A 16,267-nucleotide genomic window follows, 5' to 3' on the forward strand; every position below is an offset into this window, starting at 1 on the left:
GGCAATGGCCACCCGGGCAAACCCGAAACGCTAGCGAGTCGGTCGGCGCAGGTCAAGCACCGATGTGGGGCGATCGTGCGCGCATCGGCCGCGATCGCCCGCCGGACGGGCCGCAAGCGGCTTCGGGCCGGTGCTCGCGGCGGCGGTCGACGGGCGCTCCCCGAGGGCTCTGCGCAAGCCGAAAACGACGAAAAAACGGCGAAAAAAAGGGCACGGTCAGCGCGATGCGCCGCCGTGCCAGCATGGAGAATCCCGGATGGAGGGTGTGGCGGAGCCCGGCGGGCCCCGCCCGGATGACCGGCCCTCGGGTCAGAAGCGCGTGCGGATGCCCGACGTCAGTTCGAGCTGGTTCTTCGCGCCGAACGTCGACGACACCTTGTAGCCGCCATGCAGCTTCATGTAGTCGCCGGCCAGATACACCTCGGTGCGCTTGCTCAGGTGGTAGAACACCGACCCGTAGATCGTCTCCTTGAAGCCGTTGCCGACGCCGTTGGTCAGGCTGAACGCGCCGAGGTTCGCGTTCGGCGTGAAGCCGTCGGCGTTGTACGCGGCGTTCTTGATGCGCATCTGCTGATAACCGAGCTCGTAGTCGAGCGCGCCCTTCGGCGCGATCTTCATCGACACGGTCCACGAATCGTCGTGGCGCTGGCCGAGCGCGCCCTGGTCGCCGTTGTAGCGGAAGTAGCCGGCGTTCAGGCGCACGATGCTGAACGAGTAGTCGCCGCCGACCGAGAACGTCTGGTTCCTGAAGCCGTTGTGGTTCACGTGGTTGTAGAAGCCCGACACGGCGAACGGCCCGCCGTTGTAGCCGAGCGCGACCTGGTATGCGGAGCCGGTCGCGAACGAGGTCGAGTTGCTGAACTGGTAGCCGGCGCTCGCGAAGATGCCGTTGCTGAACAGCTTCTTCCACGCGACGCCGTTGTTGTAGCGCGTGCCGGTCGGGCCGGCCGCGTAGAAGATCATCTGCTTGAAGTTGTTCGAGTTGGTCCAGCCGCCTTCCTCGGTCGTCAGCTTCGCGGAGCCGTACGCGTCGCCGTAGATCGCCGACGCGTCGCGCGCGATCGTGTTCTGGAAGCCGGCCGTCAGCTTGCCGAAGCGCCCGTCCTCGACGCCGACCCAGGCGTCACGGTCGAAGATCTGGCCCTCGTCTTCCATCTGGCCGTTCGCGACCACGAATTCGCTTTCGAGGCGGAAGATGATCTTCGTGCCGCCACCGATGTCCTCGGCGCCTTTCAGGCCCCAGCGGCTGCCGCTGAACCACGGCTCGCCTTCGTTGCCCATGCCGATCACATGGTTGCCGTTGGCGTCGGCGTGGGTCCGGTAGGTCGGAAAGCTCAGGTCCATCAGGCCGTAAAGCTGCACGCTCGACTGCGCCTGCGCCTGGGTGCCGGCGCACAGGCCTGCCGCCGCGATGGAAAGGGCAAGGGTTTTTCGTTTCAAGATCGTCTCCTCCGAGCTGCCGCATTGAAATCTGTTTGTTGGCAGTACGTAATGTATGCCGATTGTTGCCGACCACAGCGAGAGGGCCGACGCATAGCATCGTAGAGGGGGCAATCCTTCACGCCGCTTTCCCGGAGGAAAGAATCGGATCGGTGAAAACACCGAAATCGCAATAATCGGGAATCGGGCAAGCCGGCAGCCCACGGGCTGCCAAAACAACATTACGTGCTGCGAATCGATGCCGCGGGCCGCGCCGTCAGTCCTGCGCGGTCTTCGCGCGCAGGATATAGCCGAGCCCGCGCAGCGTGATGATCTCGGCCGTGCTGAGCGCGAGCTGCTTGCGCAGCCGGTGGATGTAGATGTCGATCGCATCCGCGCTCGGCTCGTCGTCGAGCGCGAACACGCTGTCCATCAGCCGCGCTTTCGATACCGTCTTGTTCTGTTGCAGCATCAGCGTTTCGAGAATCGCATGCTCGCGGCGGCGCAGCGCGAGCACCGTGTCGCCGCAGCGGAATTCACGCGTGCCGAACGCATAGACGAGATCGCCGCACACGAGCTGCGTCGTGCCCACGCCGGCCTGCCGGCGGATCAGCGCGCGGATCCGCGCGACCAGCTCGCGCGATTCGAACGGCTTGACCACGTAGTCGTCGGCGCCCGCGCCGAAGCAGTCGACCTTGTCGTCGACCGAGCCGTGCGCGGTCAGCATCAGCACCGGCACGTTGTCGTTGCGGCGCCGCAATCGCGCGAGCACCTCCTTGCCGCTGATGCCAGGCAGCCGCATGTCGAGCAGCACCGCGTCGTACCGCTCCGTTTTCAGCACCGTATCCGCGCGCTCGCCGTCACCGACGCAGTCGACCGCGAAATCCTCGCCGCGCAGCAGGTTCACGATCCAGTGCGCGAGTTCGGCGTTGTCTTCGACCAGCAGGAGTTTCATGGCGACTTCATCTCTTCAAGGAAACGTCGGGCCGCCCCAAGTTTCCCGCCCGGCAGGAAGTCCCCTTGGGGGGCCTGGCGCGCAGCGACAGGTTTGGGCGCGCTCTTCAATCGTACGCGGGCAGCCGCACGGTAACGACGATACCGCGATTGCCGGGGCCCGGCGCGAGCGACGCGCTGCCGCCGTGCGCCTGCGCGATCTCGCGGACGATCGCGAGGCCCAGGCCCGAGCCTTCGGTGTCGGCCGACACGCGGTAGAACCGCTTGAACACGTGCGGCCGCGCTTCGGCCGGAATGCCGGGGCCGTTGTCGACCACCTCCAGCACGACCGCGGCGCCGTCGCGCCGTGCCGCGACCGTCACGCAGCCGCCCGGCTGCGTATAGCGCACCGCGTTGTCGACGAGGTTCATCACCAGCGCGGTCAGCAGGCTGTCGCTGCCCGCGACGTCGAGCCGTTCCCCGAGATCGGCGCCGAGGTCGATGTCGCGCTGCTGCGCGAGCACGATCGTTTCCTCGAGCACGCTCGACACGACGGCCGCGAGATCAACGCGATGCGTGAGCAGCGTCGACGGCGTCGCTTCCGCGTGCGCGAGCAGCAGCAGCTTGTCGGTCACGTCGGCCATCTTGCGGCTGCTGCGCTGCATGCTGTCGAGCACCGACGCCAGCTCGCGATCGTCATGGTCGCGCTGCTGCGCGTACTGGATCTGCGTGTCGAGCACCGCGATCGGCGTGCGCAGCTGGTGCGCGGCGTCGGCGATGAAGCGACGCTGCGTGGCCGTGTGCGTATTGAGCCGCGCGATGCACTGGTTGATCGCGTCGACGATCGGCCGCAGCTCGTGCTGCAGCCGCTCCGGGCGGATCGGCTCCAGTTCCATCGGCCCGCGGTCGGCGACGTCGTCCTTCAGCTTCATCAGCGGGCGCAGCTCGAGTGTGAGGCCGAGATAGACGAGCACGATCGCGAGCACCAGCATCAGCGACAGGCGCACGAGCTGCGGCCGCCAGATCGTCGCGACCATCGCGTCGTACGAGCGCGTCGTCTTCGCGACGATCACCGTGACCGTCTCGATCTGCCCCTCGTCGTACAGCTGGCGGTCGTAGGCGGCCGCGCGCAGCCGCACGCCGTCGAGCGACGTGTCGTACAGCGTCGGCTCGACCCCGTGCCGCCCGGGCACCGCGAGCGCCGGGTTGCCTGCGAGCAGCCGGTCGTGGCCGTCGATCACCTTGTAGAACACCGAATCGCCCGACGGCGATTCGAAGATCTCCAGCGCGGCCGGCGGCACGTCGGCCGCCGGCCGCCCGTTGCGCCATTCGACGTCCTCGCCGATCGTGCGCGCGGACGCGACGAGCGCGCTGTCCTGCACGAGCCCGGCCGTGCGCCGCGCGGTGTCGTACGACATCGCGCCCGCGATCAGCACGAAAGCCGCGAGCGGCAGCAGCAGCCACCACAAGAGCCGCCCGCGCAGGCTGTGCGCCATTCCGTCTCCTCAATGCCGAACCGCGCCGGGGCAACCGGCGCGGTTCGGGCGTGTCATTCGATGATGCGTGCGTTGCTCAGAACGCGGCGGGGCGCCACTTGAGCAAGCGCTTCTCGAGCCAGGTCAGCAGGTAGTCGGCGGCCAGCGCGACCACGGCCAGCACGATCATCGCCGCGAACACGCCGCTCGCGTTGAACGCGCCCTGGGCGGTGGAGATTAGCAGGCCGATGCCCTGCTTGGAACCCAGGAATTCGCCGACGACCGCACCGACCAGCGCGAAGCCGAAGCTCACGTGCAGGCTCGCGAGAATCCACGACAGCGCGGACGGAATCACGACCGACGTGGTGATCTGCCGGCGCGACGCGCCGAGGATCTGCGCGTTCGCGATGAGGTAGCGGTCCGCTTCGCGCACGCCCTGGAACGCATTGCCGAACACGACGAAGAACACCATCACGACGGCCAGCGCGATCTTCGACGCCATGCCGAGGCCGAGCGCGATCACGAAAATCGAGCCGAGCACGACGCGCGGGATCGAGTTCGCGATCTGGATATAGAGGCCGAACACGTCGGACATCAGCTTGTTGCGGCCGAGCACGATCCCGCAGAGCACGCCGGCGACCGAGCCGATCAGGAAGCCGATCGTGGTTTCCTCGAGCGTCACCCAGACCTGCGTAAGCAGCGGCCCTTGCGACGTGCCGTTCGCGAACCAGTCCTGGAGCTGCGCGAAGATCAGCGTCGGCTGCGAGAAGAAGAACGGATCGATCCACTTCAGGCGTGCGGCGAGTTCCCAGCCGCCCAGCACGACGACGAGCACGGCGATCCGCAGGCCGATGATCAGTTGCCGGCGGCGGCGCAGCCGGGTTTGAGCGGCACGCGACTCGTCCTCGAGCGACGTTGCCGGAATGGCGGTGGGGGGAAGCGTCATGTCGGTCATGCTCCTGTCCTGTCCTTGCTGCTGTCAGCCGATCTGCACTTCTTCGCGCAGGTCGTGCCAGATGTCCTTGGAAATTTCGATGAAGCGCGTGTCGTAGCGAATCTCCGACGTGACGCGCGGGCGCGGCAGGTCGATCTCGTACACGCGCTTGAGCGTCGCGGGGCGCGCGGTCAGCACGAACACGCGGTCGGCGAGCGCGATCGCCTCCTCGAGATCGTGCGTGACGAACACGACCGAGCCCTTGTTCGCGGACCACAGCTGCAGCAGCTCGTCCTGCATCAGCGTGCGCGTCTGCATGTCGAGCGCGGAGAACGGCTCGTCCATCAGCAGGATTTCCGGCTGGTTGATGAAGGTCTGCGCGAGCGCGACGCGCTTCCGCATCCCGCCGGAGAGCTGGTGCGGGTAGTGTTTCGTGAACTTGTCGAGGCCGACCTTGCGGATCCATTCCTCGGCCTGCGCGTAGACGACGTCCTTCGAGCGGCCGCGAAACAGCGGGCCTGCCGCGACGTTGTCGATCACGTTGCGCCACGGGAACACCGCGTCGGCCTGGAACACGAAGCCGATGCGCGGATCGATCCCGTCGACCGGGCGGCCCATCACGCGCACCTCGCCGGAAGCCGGCTTCAACAGCCCGGTGATCAGGTTCAGCGTGGTCGACTTGCCGCAGCCGGTCGGCCCGACGATCGCGATGAACTCGCCGCGCGCGACGCTCATGCTGAAGTCGCGCAGCGCGACGGTGGCCTTGCCTTCCGGCGAAATGAAGCGGCACGACACATTGCGAAACTCGATCGCCGGTGTGCTCGGAGAAACTGCCTGGGTCATCGCATTCGTCCTGCGGGTGATGAGGGCGCCGCATCGTGGCGGCGCCGGGCCGGTCAGCCGGGCCGGAACGGGGAACGCGCGGCGGCGGGATCGCCGCCGCCGGCGCCGAGATCGATTACTTCGCGTTCACGAAATCGTTGGTGTAGGTGCGCGCCAGGTCGATGTGCTTGCCCTTCACCGACGGGTTGAACGCCGACAGCACCTTCAGCACGGTCGCCGGGCCGTCGGCCGGCATCTTCGCGTCGGCGGTGTACATCGGCAGCGATGCCTTCAGCGCGGACACGTACAGCGCCTTGTCCTTCTGGTAGTCGGCCGGCATCTTCGCGGCGATCTCCTCGGCGCTGTGCGTGTGGATGAACTGCATCGTCTTCGCGAACGCGTGCGCGAGCTTGGTGGCTTCGGCCTTGTGCGAATCGGCCCACGCCGACTGCACGTACAGGCTCGCCGCCGGATAGGTGCCGCCGAGCGCGGCGCGCGTGCCTTCCAGCGTGCGCAGGTCGACCAGGACCTTCGCGTCGCCCATCTTCTCGAGCGCGGACACCGTCGGCTCGGTCGTCATCCCGGCGTCGATGCGGCCCTGCTTGATCGCGGCGATGAAGCTCGCGTCCGCGCCGACCGGCAGCATCGTGTACTGCGTCGACGGCACGCCGTGCTGCAGCGCGAGATATTGCGTGAGGAAGCTCGTCGACGAGCCGAGGCCGGTCACGCCGAGCGTCTTGCCCTTCGCGTCGGCCATCGACTTGAAGGTGGGTGCCGCCTTGGTCGACACCATCTCGACCTCGCCCGGCACCTGGCCGAACACGGCGATTGCCTTTACGTCCTTGCCCTTGCTCTGCAGGTCGATCGTGTGGTCGTAGAAGCCGACGACGCCCTGCACGGCGCCCGCCAGCAGCTCGTTCTCGGCGTCGACGCCGGCCGGCTGCGACAGCAGCTCGACGTCGAGCCCTTCGGCCTTGAAGTTGCCGAGCTCCTGCGTGAGCCGCGCGGGCAGGTAGATCAGCTTCGCGATCCCGCCGACCATGATCGTGATCTTGCCGCCGTCGTCGGCGAAAGCGGGGTGAGCGGCGAGCGCGCAGCTCAGGCTGGCTGCCACGGCGAGGGTGCGCAGGATGGGTCGCATCGGGGTCGTCTCCTTCGTTGTATTCGTATGGCGCGATGCTTGCTGCATCGTCCTGACGAGTATAGGGAGGCGAAACCTTCCGGTACCTTTCGCGGGCGGGCGATTCCTTTAGGGGTTTTCCAGCAATCGGCGGCTCAAGCGACCTGGCGCCACCCGATCAACACCCGCCCCATCGCATCCAGCCCCATGTCGAACAGATGCGACACGAACGGCACGAGGTTCGGGATCATCAGTTGCACGAGCAACAGCCCGACCAGCATCGTGACCGGAAAGCCGATCTGGAAGATGCCGATCTGCGGCGCCGCGCGGTTCAGGATCCCGAGCGCGAGGTTCGCGATCAGCAGCGCCGCGACGACCGGCAGCGCGAGCAGCAGCCCCATCTCGAACACGGTCGCGCCGAACGCGGCGAGCGTGCGCCAGCCCGGCGCGTGCAGCAGGTCGGCCGACACCGGCAGCGTCTGGAACGACGCGGCCAGCGCCGCGAACACCTGCAGGTGGCCGTCCACCGCGAGAAACGCGAGCATCGCGATCGCGTTCAGGAAGCGGCCCATCGCCGGCGTCGCGCCGTTCGAATGCGGGTCGAAGAAGGTCGCGAAGCCGAGCCCCATCGACAGGCCGATGAAGTCGCCGGCCGCCTCGACGGCCGCGAACACGATCTGCATCGTGAAGCCCATCGCGACGCCGATCAGGAACTGCGTGACGACGATCCAGATGCCCTGCGCGGAGAACACCGTGACGCCCGGCATCGCGCCGAGCGTCGGCGCGACGACCAGCGCCAGGAACGCGGCGATGCCGATCTTCACGCGCACCGGCACGGCCGCATGGCCGACCACGGGTGCCGTCGCGACGAGCGCGAGCATCCGCACGAACGGCCACAGGAAGGCCGTCAGCCAGCCGTTGAGCTGCGCGTAGGTAACCGAGAACATCGGCGGGGAACGAAAGCCGGACGCGCCGCTCAGCCGGCGCCGAGCGTCGCGACGTGCAGCAGCGTCTGCCGCAGGTAGTCGAGCATCGTCGTCAGCATCCACGGGCCGGCGATCACGAGCGTCGCGGCCACCGCGAGCAGCTTCGGGATGAACGACAGCGTCGATTCGTTGATCTGCGTCGCGGCCTGGAACAGGCTCACGACGAGGCCGACCGCGAGCGCGACCAGCAGCAGCGGGGCGGCCAGCAGCAGGCCGACCATCATCGCCTGGTGCGCCAGCGTCATCACCTGTTCGGGTGTCATCGTGCGCGTCCTCCGCTTACGTGAAGCTCTGCGCGAGCGAGCCGATCAGCAGCTGCCAGCCGTCGACCAGCACGAACAGCATCAGCTTGAACGGCAGCGACACGGTGGACGGCGACACCATCATCATCCCCATCGACATCAGCACGCTCGCGACGACCATGTCGATGATCAGGAACGGGATGAAGATCGTGAAGCCGATCTGGAAGCCGGTCTTCAGCTCGCTCGTGACGAACGCGGGCACCAGCAGCGACAGCGGCACGTCTTCCGGGCCCTGCATCGGCGCGGCCTTCGAGATCTTCGCGAACAGCGCGAGATCGGTCTCGCGGGTCTGCTTCAGCATGAAGGTCTTGAACGGCGCGACGCCGCGCTGCACGGCCTGCTCCATCGGCATCGAGCCGTCGGAAAACGGCTTGTAGCCGTCGGCGTACGCGCGGTCGAGCACCGGCGACATCACGAAGAAGGTGAGGAACATCGCGAGGCCGACCAGCACCTGGTTCGGCGGCGTCGTCGCGGTGCCGAGCGCCTGGCGCAGCAGCGACAGCACGATGATGATGCGCGTGAAGCTCGTCATCATCAGCAGCATCGCCGGCAGGAACGACAGCATCGTGAGCAGCAGCATCGTCTGCACGCTCAGCGAATAGGTGGTGCCGCCGTTCGGGCCCGGGCTCGTGTTGAACGCGGGCAGGCCGGCCGCCTGCGCGCACGCGAGCGCCGGGGCGACGCAGAGGATTAGCACGGGCGCGACGCGCGCCGCGCGACGCAGGAATTCGTGTTTCATCGGAATGCGAGTACGGAAAGAGGGCGCGACGCCATGTCAGCGGTCCTTGCCGCGTCCGAAGCGCTTCGCGGCTTCGCCCGCGAGCGCGTCGCGAAACCGCGCGCCGAACGTGCCTGGCTGGCCGCCGCCGGTTGCGGGGCCGCCGGCAGGAGCCTCGACCGTCGCGGTGGCCGCCGCCGAGCCGGCCGGCAGCGTATGCAGCAGCCGCACGTTGCCCGGCGCGACGCCGAGCACGAGCCAGGTGTCGCCGATCTCGACGATCGTCGCGCTTTCCTTCGCGCCGAGCCCGACGCTCGACACGACCTTCAGCGGGCCGCCGCGCCGCGCGGGCTGGAACCCGAAGCGGCGCGCGAGCCACGCGCAGCCGAATACGAGGCCGATCACGACCGCGAGCCCGACGAGCGTCTGCAGCACCGCGCCGACGCCGAGCGACGGCACGGCCGAGCCGACCGTCACGCTCGATGCGATGGCGCCGGCGTTGTTCACCGCGTTCATGTCGGCGGCGCCGGCCGGCGCGCACGCAAGCGACGCGGCAACGGCAGCCGCCGCCGCGATCGCGAACAGGCGCGCGCGGCGGCCGGACGTCACGACTTTCATCGATTCAGCTTCCGGATCCGTTCGGCCGGCGTGATGATGTCGGTCAGCCGGATGCCAAACTTGTCGTTGACCACCACGACCTCGCCCTGCGCGATCAGGCAGCCGTTCACGAGCACGTCCATCGGCTCGCCGGCGAGGCCGTCGAGCTCGACGACCGACCCCTGCGCGAGCTGCAGCAGGTTGCGGATCGCGATCTTGGTGCGGCCGAGCTCCACGGTCATCTTGACCGGGATGTCGAGAATCATCTCGATGTCGTTGTGCGTCGAGCTGGCCGCGGCCTTCGACAGCGGCTGGAACACGCCGGCGCCGGTCGCGCCCGCCTGCACCGGCTGCTGGTTCTGCTCGGCGAGCGCGGCAGCCCAGTCGTCAATGCCCGAATCCTCTTCCGCGGCGGCGGGCGCTGCCTGCACGGCCGCGGCCGATTCCGCGAGGGCCGCGTCGGCGAGTGCCTGCGGGTCGAGTTCGGTCGTCGGGTTCAGCTCACTCATATCCACCTTCCTTCATCGTGTCGCCCGCGCTGATCATCTTCTGTACGCGCAACGCATATTGACCATTGAAAATGCCGTAGCCGCACTCCATCACCGGCACGCCGTCGACCTTCGCGGTGATCGTGTCCGCGATCTCCAGCGGCAGCACGTCGCCCGCGCGCAGGTTCAGGATCTTCTCGAACGTCGACGGGATCTCGGCGAGATCCGCGCTCAGCTCGACCTCGGCCGACTGCACCTGCTGCGACAGCACGCGCACCCAGCGGCGGTCGACTTCGAGCGCCTCGCCCTGGATCGGCGACGCGAGCACGTCGCGGATCGGTTCGACCATCGAATACGGCATGCAGATGTGCAGCGTGCCGCCGGTCGGCCCGAACTCGATCGAGAACTGCGTGACGATCACGATCTCGTTCGGCGTCGCGACGTTCGCGAACTGCGTGTGCATCTCCGAGCGCACGAATTCGAACTGCAGCGGCCGCACGCTCTTCCACGCGGTCGTGTAGTGCTCGAACACGAGGTTCAGCAGCTTGCCGATGATCCGCTGCTCGGTGGCCGTGAAGTCGCGGCCCTCGACGCGCGTGTGGAAACGCCCGTCGCCGCCGAACAGGTTGTCGACGACGAAGAACACGAGGTTCGGGTCGAACACGAACAGCGACGTGCCGCGCAGCGGCTTCACGTGCACCAGGTTCAGGTTCGTCGGGATCGGCAGGTTGCGGGTGAACTCGCTGTACTTCTGTACCTTCACCTGGCTCACGGAGATTTCCGCCGTGCGCCGCATGAAGTTGAAGATGCCGATCCGCAAGAGGCGCGCGAAGCGGTCGTTGATGATCTCGAGGCCGGGCATCCGGCCGCGGACGATCCGCTCCTGCGTCGCGATGTTGTAGGGGCGGACGCCCGACGTATCGCGCTGCTCGTCGATTGCGTCGGTTTCGCCCGTGACGCCCTTGAGGAGGGCATCGACCTCCTCCTGGGACATGAACTCCTGGTGGCCCATGCGCGCTCCTTTTCCGGCCGCGTTACTGGACGACGAATTCGGTGAACAGCACGTCGTCGACCTTCGCGCGCTGGTTGCCCGGCTGCGTCGGCTGTTCGATCAGCTCGCGCAGCTCCTTCGCGAGCGAACGCTTGCCGTCCGGCGTCGCGAGATCCTCGGGATGCTTGTTCGACAGCGCGAGCAGGATCCGGCTGCGGGTCTCCGGCATGCGCGCGGTCAGCTGCTCCTGCGCCTTCGGGTCGGTGAGCTTCAGCGACAGGCCGACGCGCAGGTAGTGCTGCACGCCGTCGTCCGACTGCAGGTTGACGGTCAGCGGGTCGAGCGGGAAGAACACCGGAGCGGCCAGCGGCGCCGGTTCGGCGGGCGCGCTCGCATGGCCGACCCCGGTCTTGCTCAGGAACACGTACATGCCGCCCGCGGCGGCGGCCGCTGCGCCCAGCGCGATGACGGCGATGAGCGCGATGCGCTTGAACTTGCCGGACGAGGCCGGCTTGTCGGCAGTCGGGTTTGCGGTCGTGGAGGCCATGTGAATGCGTGCGTGATGTCTCGTAGCATGCATTGTTCGGCATCCGGGCCGAGCCCGATGGGCGGAAAAGAGGGGGGAATTGCGGCTATCTCAGCCGATTGTCGGCCGCGTGTCGGCTCGATGCAGGGTACGAGCGGCGGGAAAACGGCGTCTGCGAGCGGTGAGGCAGGCGACCGGCGGGCATCCGGGCCTTCGGGCGGGAAGGGCGGGCGGCGGCACCCGCCCGCGCATCGTCAGATCGGCAGCAGCGACAGCAGCGGCGCGATCAGCACCATCGCCACGCCCGCGATCATCATCGTGAGGCTCGACACGACGCCTTCCTCGCTGCCGATCTCGCGCGCCTTCGCCGTGCCCACGCCGTGGGCGGCCGCGCCGAACAGCGCGCCGCGCGCGAGCCGCGTGCGCATCGGCACCAGCGCGAGCACGATCTCGCCGAGCAGCATCCCGCAGATGCCGGTCGCGATCACGAACAGCGCGGTGAGATCCTTCGGCGCGTGGATCTTGTCGGACACGGCGAGCGCGAACGGGGTCGACACCGAGCGTGTCATCAGCGAGCGCTGCAGCTCGGGCGACAGGTGCAGCAGCTTCGCGAGCAGCAGCGATCCGCACACGCCGGCACCGATCCCGACCGCGACGCCGACCGACAGCGACAGCCAGTGGCGGCGGATCAGGTCGCGATACTCGTAGATCGGCACCGCGAACGCGATCGTCGCCGGGCCGAGCAGCCACATCAGCCAGCGCGTGTCGCGGAAGTAGACCGAATACGGGATGCCGGTCAGCACGACGAGCAGCGCCAGCACGCCCGGCACGAACACGAGCGGCGAGAACAGCAGCGTCTTCCTGTATGCGTAGAGCCGCTTCGACACGAAATACAGGACGACCGTCAGCACGAAGCAGCCGACGGAGATCGCGGTATTCACGCGGTCGGCGGACAGGTTCGACAGCAGCGCAAGCATCGCAGGCTCCGGCTCAGTGGGCCGACGCGGTCGCGAGGCGCGCACGGCGGCGCTCGGCGAACACGCGCTGCGCGGCGAGCCGGCGCTCGAGCTTCGCGGCGAGGTCGACCGCCACCGCCACCGCGACCATCACGAACGCGGTGCCGGCGAGCATGACCAGCGCGATGCGCCAGCCGTCCTCGCGGAACAGCCCGCCATACTGGACGGCCGCGACAGCGGCCGGCACGAAGAACAGCAGCATGTCGGACAGGAGCCAGTTCGCGCCGTCCTTCACCCACGCGGGCGCGACGCGGCCCGAGAACAGCAGCGCGAGCAGCACCGCGAGGCCGACCACGCCGGACGGCACCGGCAGCCCGACCGCGCGCACGGCCCAGTCGACCGCCATCCACAGCACGCCGAGCGCGGCGGCCTGCAGCACGATCCGGCCCGTACGCGCAACGTTGCCCGCGGCGGCGGGGCGGGCGGCGGCAGTGGCGGTCGGCTTGGTCATGGCGGGCTCCCTACAGATATTGCGTTGATGGTGTGAGTATAGGGTTTCCCCTAACCATAAATAAAATGACTTGTCTCTATCCTTGTCATTCCAATTCGGAATTCAGCTTGGTTCGTTGCACCAACTTGGGGAGTCATCGATGGAATTGCGCGCGCTGCGGTACTTCGTCGAGGTGGTCCGTCAGCAGAGCTTCACGGCGGCCGCCGACCGGTTGTTCGTCACGCAGCCGACCATCAGCAAGATGGTGAAGGCGCTCGAGGACGAGATCGGCTCGCCGCTGTTGCTGCGCGACGGCCGGCAGATGGTGCTGACCGACGCGGGGCGGATCGTGTTCCAGCGAGGCCAGGACGTGCTCGCCGCGCAGGCGCAGCTGCAGTCGGAGCTGAAGGATCTGGGCACGCTCGGGCGCGGCGAGCTGACGATCGGCATTCCGCCGCTCGGCGGGTCGCTGTTCACGCCGATCATCGCCGCGTACAAGCAGCGTTATCCGAACATCGAGCTGAAGCTGTTCGAGCAGGGCGCGCGGATGATCGAGGCCGCGCTGATGTCGGGCGAGCTCGAGCTCGGCGGGCTGCTGGAGCCGGTCGATCCGGCCACGTTCGAGCGACTGCCGATGGTGCGCGCGCCGCTGTGGCTGGTCGCACCGCGCGAGTCGCGCTGGGAGGATCACACGGCCGTGCCGCTCGCCGATCTGGCGCGCGAGTCGTTCGTGTTCTACGCGGAAAGCCTCGCGCTGCACGACGCGGTGCTCGACGCGTGCCGGCAGGCCGGCTTCACGCCGTCGATCGTGAGCCGCAGCGGTCATTGGGATTTCATGGCCGCGCTGGTGCACGCGGGCGTCGGCATCGCGCTGTTGCCGGAGCCGTATTGCCGGCGGCTCGATGCGCGGCAGTTCACGTGCCGGCCGATCGTCGAGCCGGAGATCACCTGGGCGATCGCGCTCGGCTGGCTGAAGAAGGGTTACCTGTCGCACGCGGCGCGGGCGTGGCTCGACGTCGCGCGGGCGACGCTGCCGATCGCGTCGGGCGACGATCTGGCCTTCGGCGGGTTGCGGGCGCGGGAGTGAGGCGCGCGGCGCGGGCAGAATTCAGACGTGCTGAATCGGGCCCGCGTACCGCGCAACGGTGTGGTCGTGCGTGAGCAGCGATACACCTTCCGAAATTGCCTGCGCGATCAACAGCCGATCGAACGGATCGCGATGGACCGCCGGCAACTGCTCGACGCAGAGAACGTGCGCGCTCGTGATCGGCAATTCCACGTAGCCGACATCGAGCAGGTTGCGACGGAGCAGATGGGGATCGACCTGGAAATCGTCCCGATCCAGTCCGCGCTTGATCACGATTTCCCAGAGACTCACGACACTGAAAAGCAGGGTATGAGCCGGATCCTGAATGATCGACCGGGCGCTGCTCGGTAGTTCCGCAGCGTCGGCCGCCGCCCAAAGGAGCAGATGGGTGTCGAGCAGGACTTTCACGCGTCGCCCTCGAACAGCCTCCGAATGGCCTCGTCACCCATCGTGTCGAAATCGTCGGGAACCTGAATCTGTCCCTTCATGAAGCCGATCCGAGCCGGGGGAACGGCTTCAGGCGCATTGATCGGCACCACCTTGACGAGCGGCTTGCCGGCTTTCGCAATCACGAACGGTTCGCCCGCGTGGACGGCTTCGTCAATCAAACGCGATAGATTCGTCTTCGCGTCATGCATGTTGTAGGTCTGCATTACCTCATCCCATGTGAACTAAGTTCAGTAATTTACTTAGCTTAGTCCGAACGGAAGGGGCTTGCAAGACGAACAAGGTGCAGCGAAAACGGTCCAGCCTCCGCGTTCAATGCCCCATCGCCGGCCCCGCGCCTTTCCTCGGCTTCGTGATCCACACGAGCGCCGCGAGCGCGATGAACACGCCCGCCGACAGATGGAAGAAGTCGTTGGTCGCCATCATGAAGCCCTGCTGCGTGACGAGCTGGTTGAGCTGCGCGTTGGCCGTCTGCCCGACGATCCCGAGCTGTGCGAGCGCGCCCTGGTAGTCGGTCGTGCTCTGCGCGTAGATGCTCACCGATTCCGACAGCCGCGCGTGGTGATAGATCGCATCGTTCTCCCAGAACGTCGAGCTGGCCGCGGTGCCGATCGCGCCGGACAGCGTGCGCAGGAAGTTCGACAGCCCGGACGCGCTCGCAAGCCGCTCGTCGGAGATGCTCGACAGCGTGATCGTCGTCATCGGCACGAAGAAGCAGGCGACGCCGATCCCCTGCACGAGCCGCGGCAGGATCACGTGGTTGAACGGCACGTCGAGCGTAAACGTCGAATTCCAGACCGATACACCCGCGAACACGATGAACGCGAAGCTCGCGACCATCCGCAGGTCGAGCCGGTGCATGTTGCGCCCGATCAGCGGCGACAGCACCAGCGCGAGCAGCCCGACCGGCGCGGTCGCGAGGCCGGCCTTGCCGGCCGTGTAGCCCATCACCGTCTGCAGCCACAGCGGGAAGATCACGACCGAGCCGAAGAACGCCATGAAGCCGAACGAGATGATCAGCGCGCCGAGCGCGAAGTTGCGGTCCTTGAACAGCGACAGGTCGACCACCGGTTCCTTCTCGGTCGCCTCCCACACGAGCATGAACGCGATCGACACGACCGCGATCAGCGCGAGCGCGACGATGAAGCTCGAGTTGAACCAGTCGCGGTCCTTGCCGAGGTCCAGCATCATCTGCAGGCACGACACGCCGATCACGAGCAGCGCGAGGCCGATCGCGTCGATCCGCTGCTTCGTCGTCTTCGTCTCGCGGCCGCGCAGCAGGAAGTATGCGCAGGCCGCGGAGAAGATGCCGATCGGCAGGTTGATATAGAAGATCCACGGCCACGTGTAGTTGTCGCTGATCCAGCCGCCCAGCAACGGGCCGAAGATCGGCGCGACGATCACCGTCATCGCCCATAGCCCGAGCGCGAGCCCGCGCTTCGCGGGCGGATAGCTGCGCATCAGGATCGTCTGCGACAGCGGCACCATCGGCCCGGACACGAGGCCCTGCAGCAGCCGGAACGCGATCAGCGTCTCGAAGTTCTCCGCGAGGCCGCACAGCGCCGACGCGATCGTGAACGCGAGCACCGACAGCGTGAACAGGCGCACCTCGCCGACCCGCCGTGCGAGCCAGCCGGTCAGCGGCACCGCGATCGCGGACGCGACCGAATACGACGAGATCACCCACGTGCCTTCGCTCGTCGCGACGCCGAGGCTGCCCGAGATGGTCGGCACCGCGACGTTCGCGATCGACGTGTCGAGCACTTCCATGAAGGTGCCGAGCGCGAGCCCGACGGTGAGGAGCGCGAGCGCGCCGCCGGTGAGCGGCGCGGGTTGGGCGGCAGGTGGCGCGGCAGATGCCGTGGTGGCGGACATCGGAATCTCCTAGACGCGGCGCGCGCAGCGCGCCGGCACAACACACGGGCGCACCCTATCGCGCGGCCCGGACGGGTGGAACGGGTGAGGGGAGAGATGGA

At 67.5% G+C, this 16,267-nt stretch carries 19 protein-coding genes; 1 reads left to right on the top strand and 18 read right to left on the bottom strand.

The genetic code is table 11. The features are described 5' to 3' along the window. Nucleotides 1-309 precede the first annotated feature (309 nt). From U4012_RS24265 to U4012_RS24335, 15 genes are all read right to left on the bottom strand, one after another. Nucleotides 310-1,440 (bottom strand): porin, encoded by a 1,131-nt coding sequence (locus U4012_RS24265; RefSeq protein ID WP_321802010.1) that lies wholly within the window; start codon nt 1,438-1,440, stop codon nt 310-312. Nucleotides 1,441-1,696: 256 nt separating this feature from the next. Continuing rightward, a complete protein-coding gene (locus tag U4012_RS24270) occupies nt 1,697-2,374 on the bottom strand; it encodes a response regulator (RefSeq protein ID WP_321802011.1) in 678 nt (225 codons plus the stop codon). Nucleotides 2,375-2,480: 106 nt separating this feature from the next. Further along, entirely contained in the window at nt 2,481-3,848 is a 1,368-nt protein-coding gene (locus tag U4012_RS24275; RefSeq protein WP_044845186.1) for a sensor histidine kinase, read from the bottom strand. A 76-nt stretch (nt 3,849-3,924) separates the two neighbouring features. After that, nucleotides 3,925-4,782, bottom strand: coding sequence for an ABC transporter permease (locus U4012_RS24280; protein ID WP_124520428.1), 858 nt, complete (start codon nt 4,780-4,782; stop codon nt 3,925-3,927). Between the two features lie 24 nt (nt 4,783-4,806). Next, the gene (locus U4012_RS24285; protein ID WP_321802012.1) at nt 4,807-5,604 is read right to left on the bottom strand and encodes an ABC transporter ATP-binding protein; all 798 of its coding nucleotides are present in this window, start codon (nt 5,602-5,604) and stop codon (nt 4,807-4,809) included. 115 nt (nt 5,605-5,719) lie between these two features. Beyond that, complete coding sequence (locus U4012_RS24290; protein ID WP_044845245.1) at nt 5,720-6,724, bottom strand: ABC transporter substrate-binding protein; 1,005 nt, start codon at nt 6,722-6,724, stop codon at nt 5,720-5,722. 134 nt (nt 6,725-6,858) lie between these two features. Then, complete coding sequence (fliR, locus tag U4012_RS24295; RefSeq protein WP_321802013.1) at nt 6,859-7,650, bottom strand: flagellar biosynthetic protein FliR; 792 nt, start codon at nt 7,648-7,650, stop codon at nt 6,859-6,861. A gap of 29 nt (nt 7,651-7,679) precedes the next feature. Continuing rightward, on the bottom strand, nt 7,680-7,952 hold the full coding sequence (gene fliQ / locus U4012_RS24300) for a flagellar biosynthesis protein FliQ (protein WP_006750427.1): 273 nt from the start codon (nt 7,950-7,952) through the stop codon (nt 7,680-7,682). 16 nt (nt 7,953-7,968) lie between these two features. Further along, nucleotides 7,969-8,730, bottom strand: a complete 762-nt coding sequence (fliP, locus tag U4012_RS24305; protein WP_321802014.1) for a flagellar type III secretion system pore protein FliP — start codon at nt 8,728-8,730, stop codon at nt 7,969-7,971. A gap of 36 nt (nt 8,731-8,766) precedes the next feature. Beyond that, complete coding sequence (gene fliO / locus U4012_RS24310; RefSeq protein ID WP_321802015.1) at nt 8,767-9,327, bottom strand: flagellar biosynthetic protein FliO; 561 nt, start codon at nt 9,325-9,327, stop codon at nt 8,767-8,769. Next, nucleotides 9,324-9,815, bottom strand: coding sequence for a flagellar motor switch protein FliN (fliN, locus tag U4012_RS24315; protein ID WP_124486791.1), 492 nt, complete (start codon nt 9,813-9,815; stop codon nt 9,324-9,326). Before fliN ends, fliO begins: the two co-directional genes overlap by 4 nt. Continuing rightward, nucleotides 9,808-10,806: a flagellar motor switch protein FliM gene (gene fliM, locus U4012_RS24320; protein ID WP_124486792.1), complete on the bottom strand. Its 999-nt coding sequence runs from the start codon at nt 10,804-10,806 to the stop codon at nt 9,808-9,810. The genes fliN and fliM overlap by 8 nt, the downstream gene beginning before the upstream one ends. 22 nt (nt 10,807-10,828) lie before the next feature. Next, nucleotides 10,829-11,365, bottom strand: coding sequence for a flagellar basal body-associated protein FliL (gene fliL, locus U4012_RS24325; RefSeq protein WP_124486793.1), 537 nt, complete (start codon nt 11,363-11,365; stop codon nt 10,829-10,831). A gap of 200 nt (nt 11,366-11,565) precedes the next feature. Continuing rightward, the gene (locus U4012_RS24330; protein WP_044845194.1) at nt 11,566-12,288 is read right to left on the bottom strand and encodes an LrgB family protein; all 723 of its coding nucleotides are present in this window, start codon (nt 12,286-12,288) and stop codon (nt 11,566-11,568) included. A 13-nt stretch (nt 12,289-12,301) separates the two neighbouring features. Next, a complete protein-coding gene (locus tag U4012_RS24335; protein ID WP_321802016.1) occupies nt 12,302-12,778 on the bottom strand; it encodes a CidA/LrgA family protein in 477 nt (158 codons plus the stop codon). A gap of 139 nt (nt 12,779-12,917) precedes the next feature. Between U4012_RS24335 and U4012_RS24340 the strand changes: the two genes are divergently transcribed. Beyond that, a complete protein-coding gene (locus tag U4012_RS24340; protein WP_044845196.1) occupies nt 12,918-13,844 on the top strand; it encodes a LysR family transcriptional regulator in 927 nt (308 codons plus the stop codon). A gap of 21 nt (nt 13,845-13,865) precedes the next feature. Here the strand turns inward: U4012_RS24340 and U4012_RS24345 are convergent, their stop codons facing one another. The 3 genes from U4012_RS24345 to U4012_RS24355 all read right to left on the bottom strand — a co-directional run bounded on the left by U4012_RS24345 (nt 13,866) and on the right by U4012_RS24355 (nt 16,166). Next, the gene (locus U4012_RS24345; RefSeq protein WP_321802017.1) at nt 13,866-14,252 is read right to left on the bottom strand and encodes a type II toxin-antitoxin system VapC family toxin; all 387 of its coding nucleotides are present in this window, start codon (nt 14,250-14,252) and stop codon (nt 13,866-13,868) included. Next, complete coding sequence (locus tag U4012_RS24350) at nt 14,249-14,497, bottom strand: type II toxin-antitoxin system Phd/YefM family antitoxin (protein WP_044845198.1); 249 nt, start codon at nt 14,495-14,497, stop codon at nt 14,249-14,251. Before U4012_RS24350 ends, U4012_RS24345 begins: the two co-directional genes overlap by 4 nt. A gap of 106 nt (nt 14,498-14,603) precedes the next feature. After that, the gene (locus tag U4012_RS24355; RefSeq protein ID WP_257775093.1) at nt 14,604-16,166 is read right to left on the bottom strand and encodes a DHA2 family efflux MFS transporter permease subunit; all 1,563 of its coding nucleotides are present in this window, start codon (nt 16,164-16,166) and stop codon (nt 14,604-14,606) included. Nucleotides 16,167-16,267 lie beyond the last annotated feature (101 nt).

The organism is Burkholderia sp. BCC1988 (assembly GCF_905339895.1).
Classification (GTDB): domain Bacteria; phylum Pseudomonadota; class Gammaproteobacteria; order Burkholderiales; family Burkholderiaceae; genus Burkholderia.

What these genes read in the sequence shown, in the direction of transcription:
- fliR (WP_321802013.1), bottom strand. Translation starts at nt 7,650, where the DNA reads ATGTTCTCGGTTACCTACGCGCAGCTCAACGGCTGGCTGACGGCCTTC.
- U4012_RS24270 (WP_321802011.1), bottom strand. Translation starts at nt 2,374, where the DNA reads ATGAAACTCCTGCTGGTCGAAGACAACGCCGAACTCGCGCACTGGATC.
- U4012_RS24275 (WP_044845186.1), bottom strand. Translation starts at nt 3,848, where the DNA reads ATGGCGCACAGCCTGCGCGGGCGGCTCTTGTGGTGGCTGCTGCTGCCG.
- U4012_RS24355 (WP_257775093.1), bottom strand. Translation starts at nt 16,166, where the DNA reads ATGTCCGCCACCACGGCATCTGCCGCGCCACCTGCCGCCCAACCCGCG.
- fliO (WP_321802015.1), bottom strand. Translation starts at nt 9,327, where the DNA reads ATGAAAGTCGTGACGTCCGGCCGCCGCGCGCGCCTGTTCGCGATCGCG.
- fliL (WP_124486793.1), bottom strand. Translation starts at nt 11,365, where the DNA reads ATGCATGCTACGAGACATCACGCACGCATTCACATGGCCTCCACGACC.
- fliQ (WP_006750427.1), bottom strand. Translation starts at nt 7,952, where the DNA reads ATGACACCCGAACAGGTGATGACGCTGGCGCACCAGGCGATGATGGTC.
- U4012_RS24285 (WP_321802012.1), bottom strand. Translation starts at nt 5,604, where the DNA reads ATGACCCAGGCAGTTTCTCCGAGCACACCGGCGATCGAGTTTCGCAAT.
- fliP (WP_321802014.1), bottom strand. Translation starts at nt 8,730, where the DNA reads ATGAAACACGAATTCCTGCGTCGCGCGGCGCGCGTCGCGCCCGTGCTA.
- U4012_RS24290 (WP_044845245.1), bottom strand. Translation starts at nt 6,724, where the DNA reads ATGCGACCCATCCTGCGCACCCTCGCCGTGGCAGCCAGCCTGAGCTGC.
- fliN (WP_124486791.1), bottom strand. Translation starts at nt 9,815, where the DNA reads ATGAGTGAGCTGAACCCGACGACCGAACTCGACCCGCAGGCACTCGCC.
- U4012_RS24330 (WP_044845194.1), bottom strand. Translation starts at nt 12,288, where the DNA reads ATGCTTGCGCTGCTGTCGAACCTGTCCGCCGACCGCGTGAATACCGCG.
- U4012_RS24340 (WP_044845196.1), top strand. Translation starts at nt 12,918, where the DNA reads ATGGAATTGCGCGCGCTGCGGTACTTCGTCGAGGTGGTCCGTCAGCAG.
- U4012_RS24280 (WP_124520428.1), bottom strand. Translation starts at nt 4,782, where the DNA reads ATGACCGACATGACGCTTCCCCCCACCGCCATTCCGGCAACGTCGCTC.
- U4012_RS24350 (WP_044845198.1), bottom strand. Translation starts at nt 14,497, where the DNA reads ATGCAGACCTACAACATGCATGACGCGAAGACGAATCTATCGCGTTTG.
- U4012_RS24335 (WP_321802016.1), bottom strand. Translation starts at nt 12,778, where the DNA reads ATGACCAAGCCGACCGCCACTGCCGCCGCCCGCCCCGCCGCCGCGGGC.
- fliM (WP_124486792.1), bottom strand. Translation starts at nt 10,806, where the DNA reads ATGGGCCACCAGGAGTTCATGTCCCAGGAGGAGGTCGATGCCCTCCTC.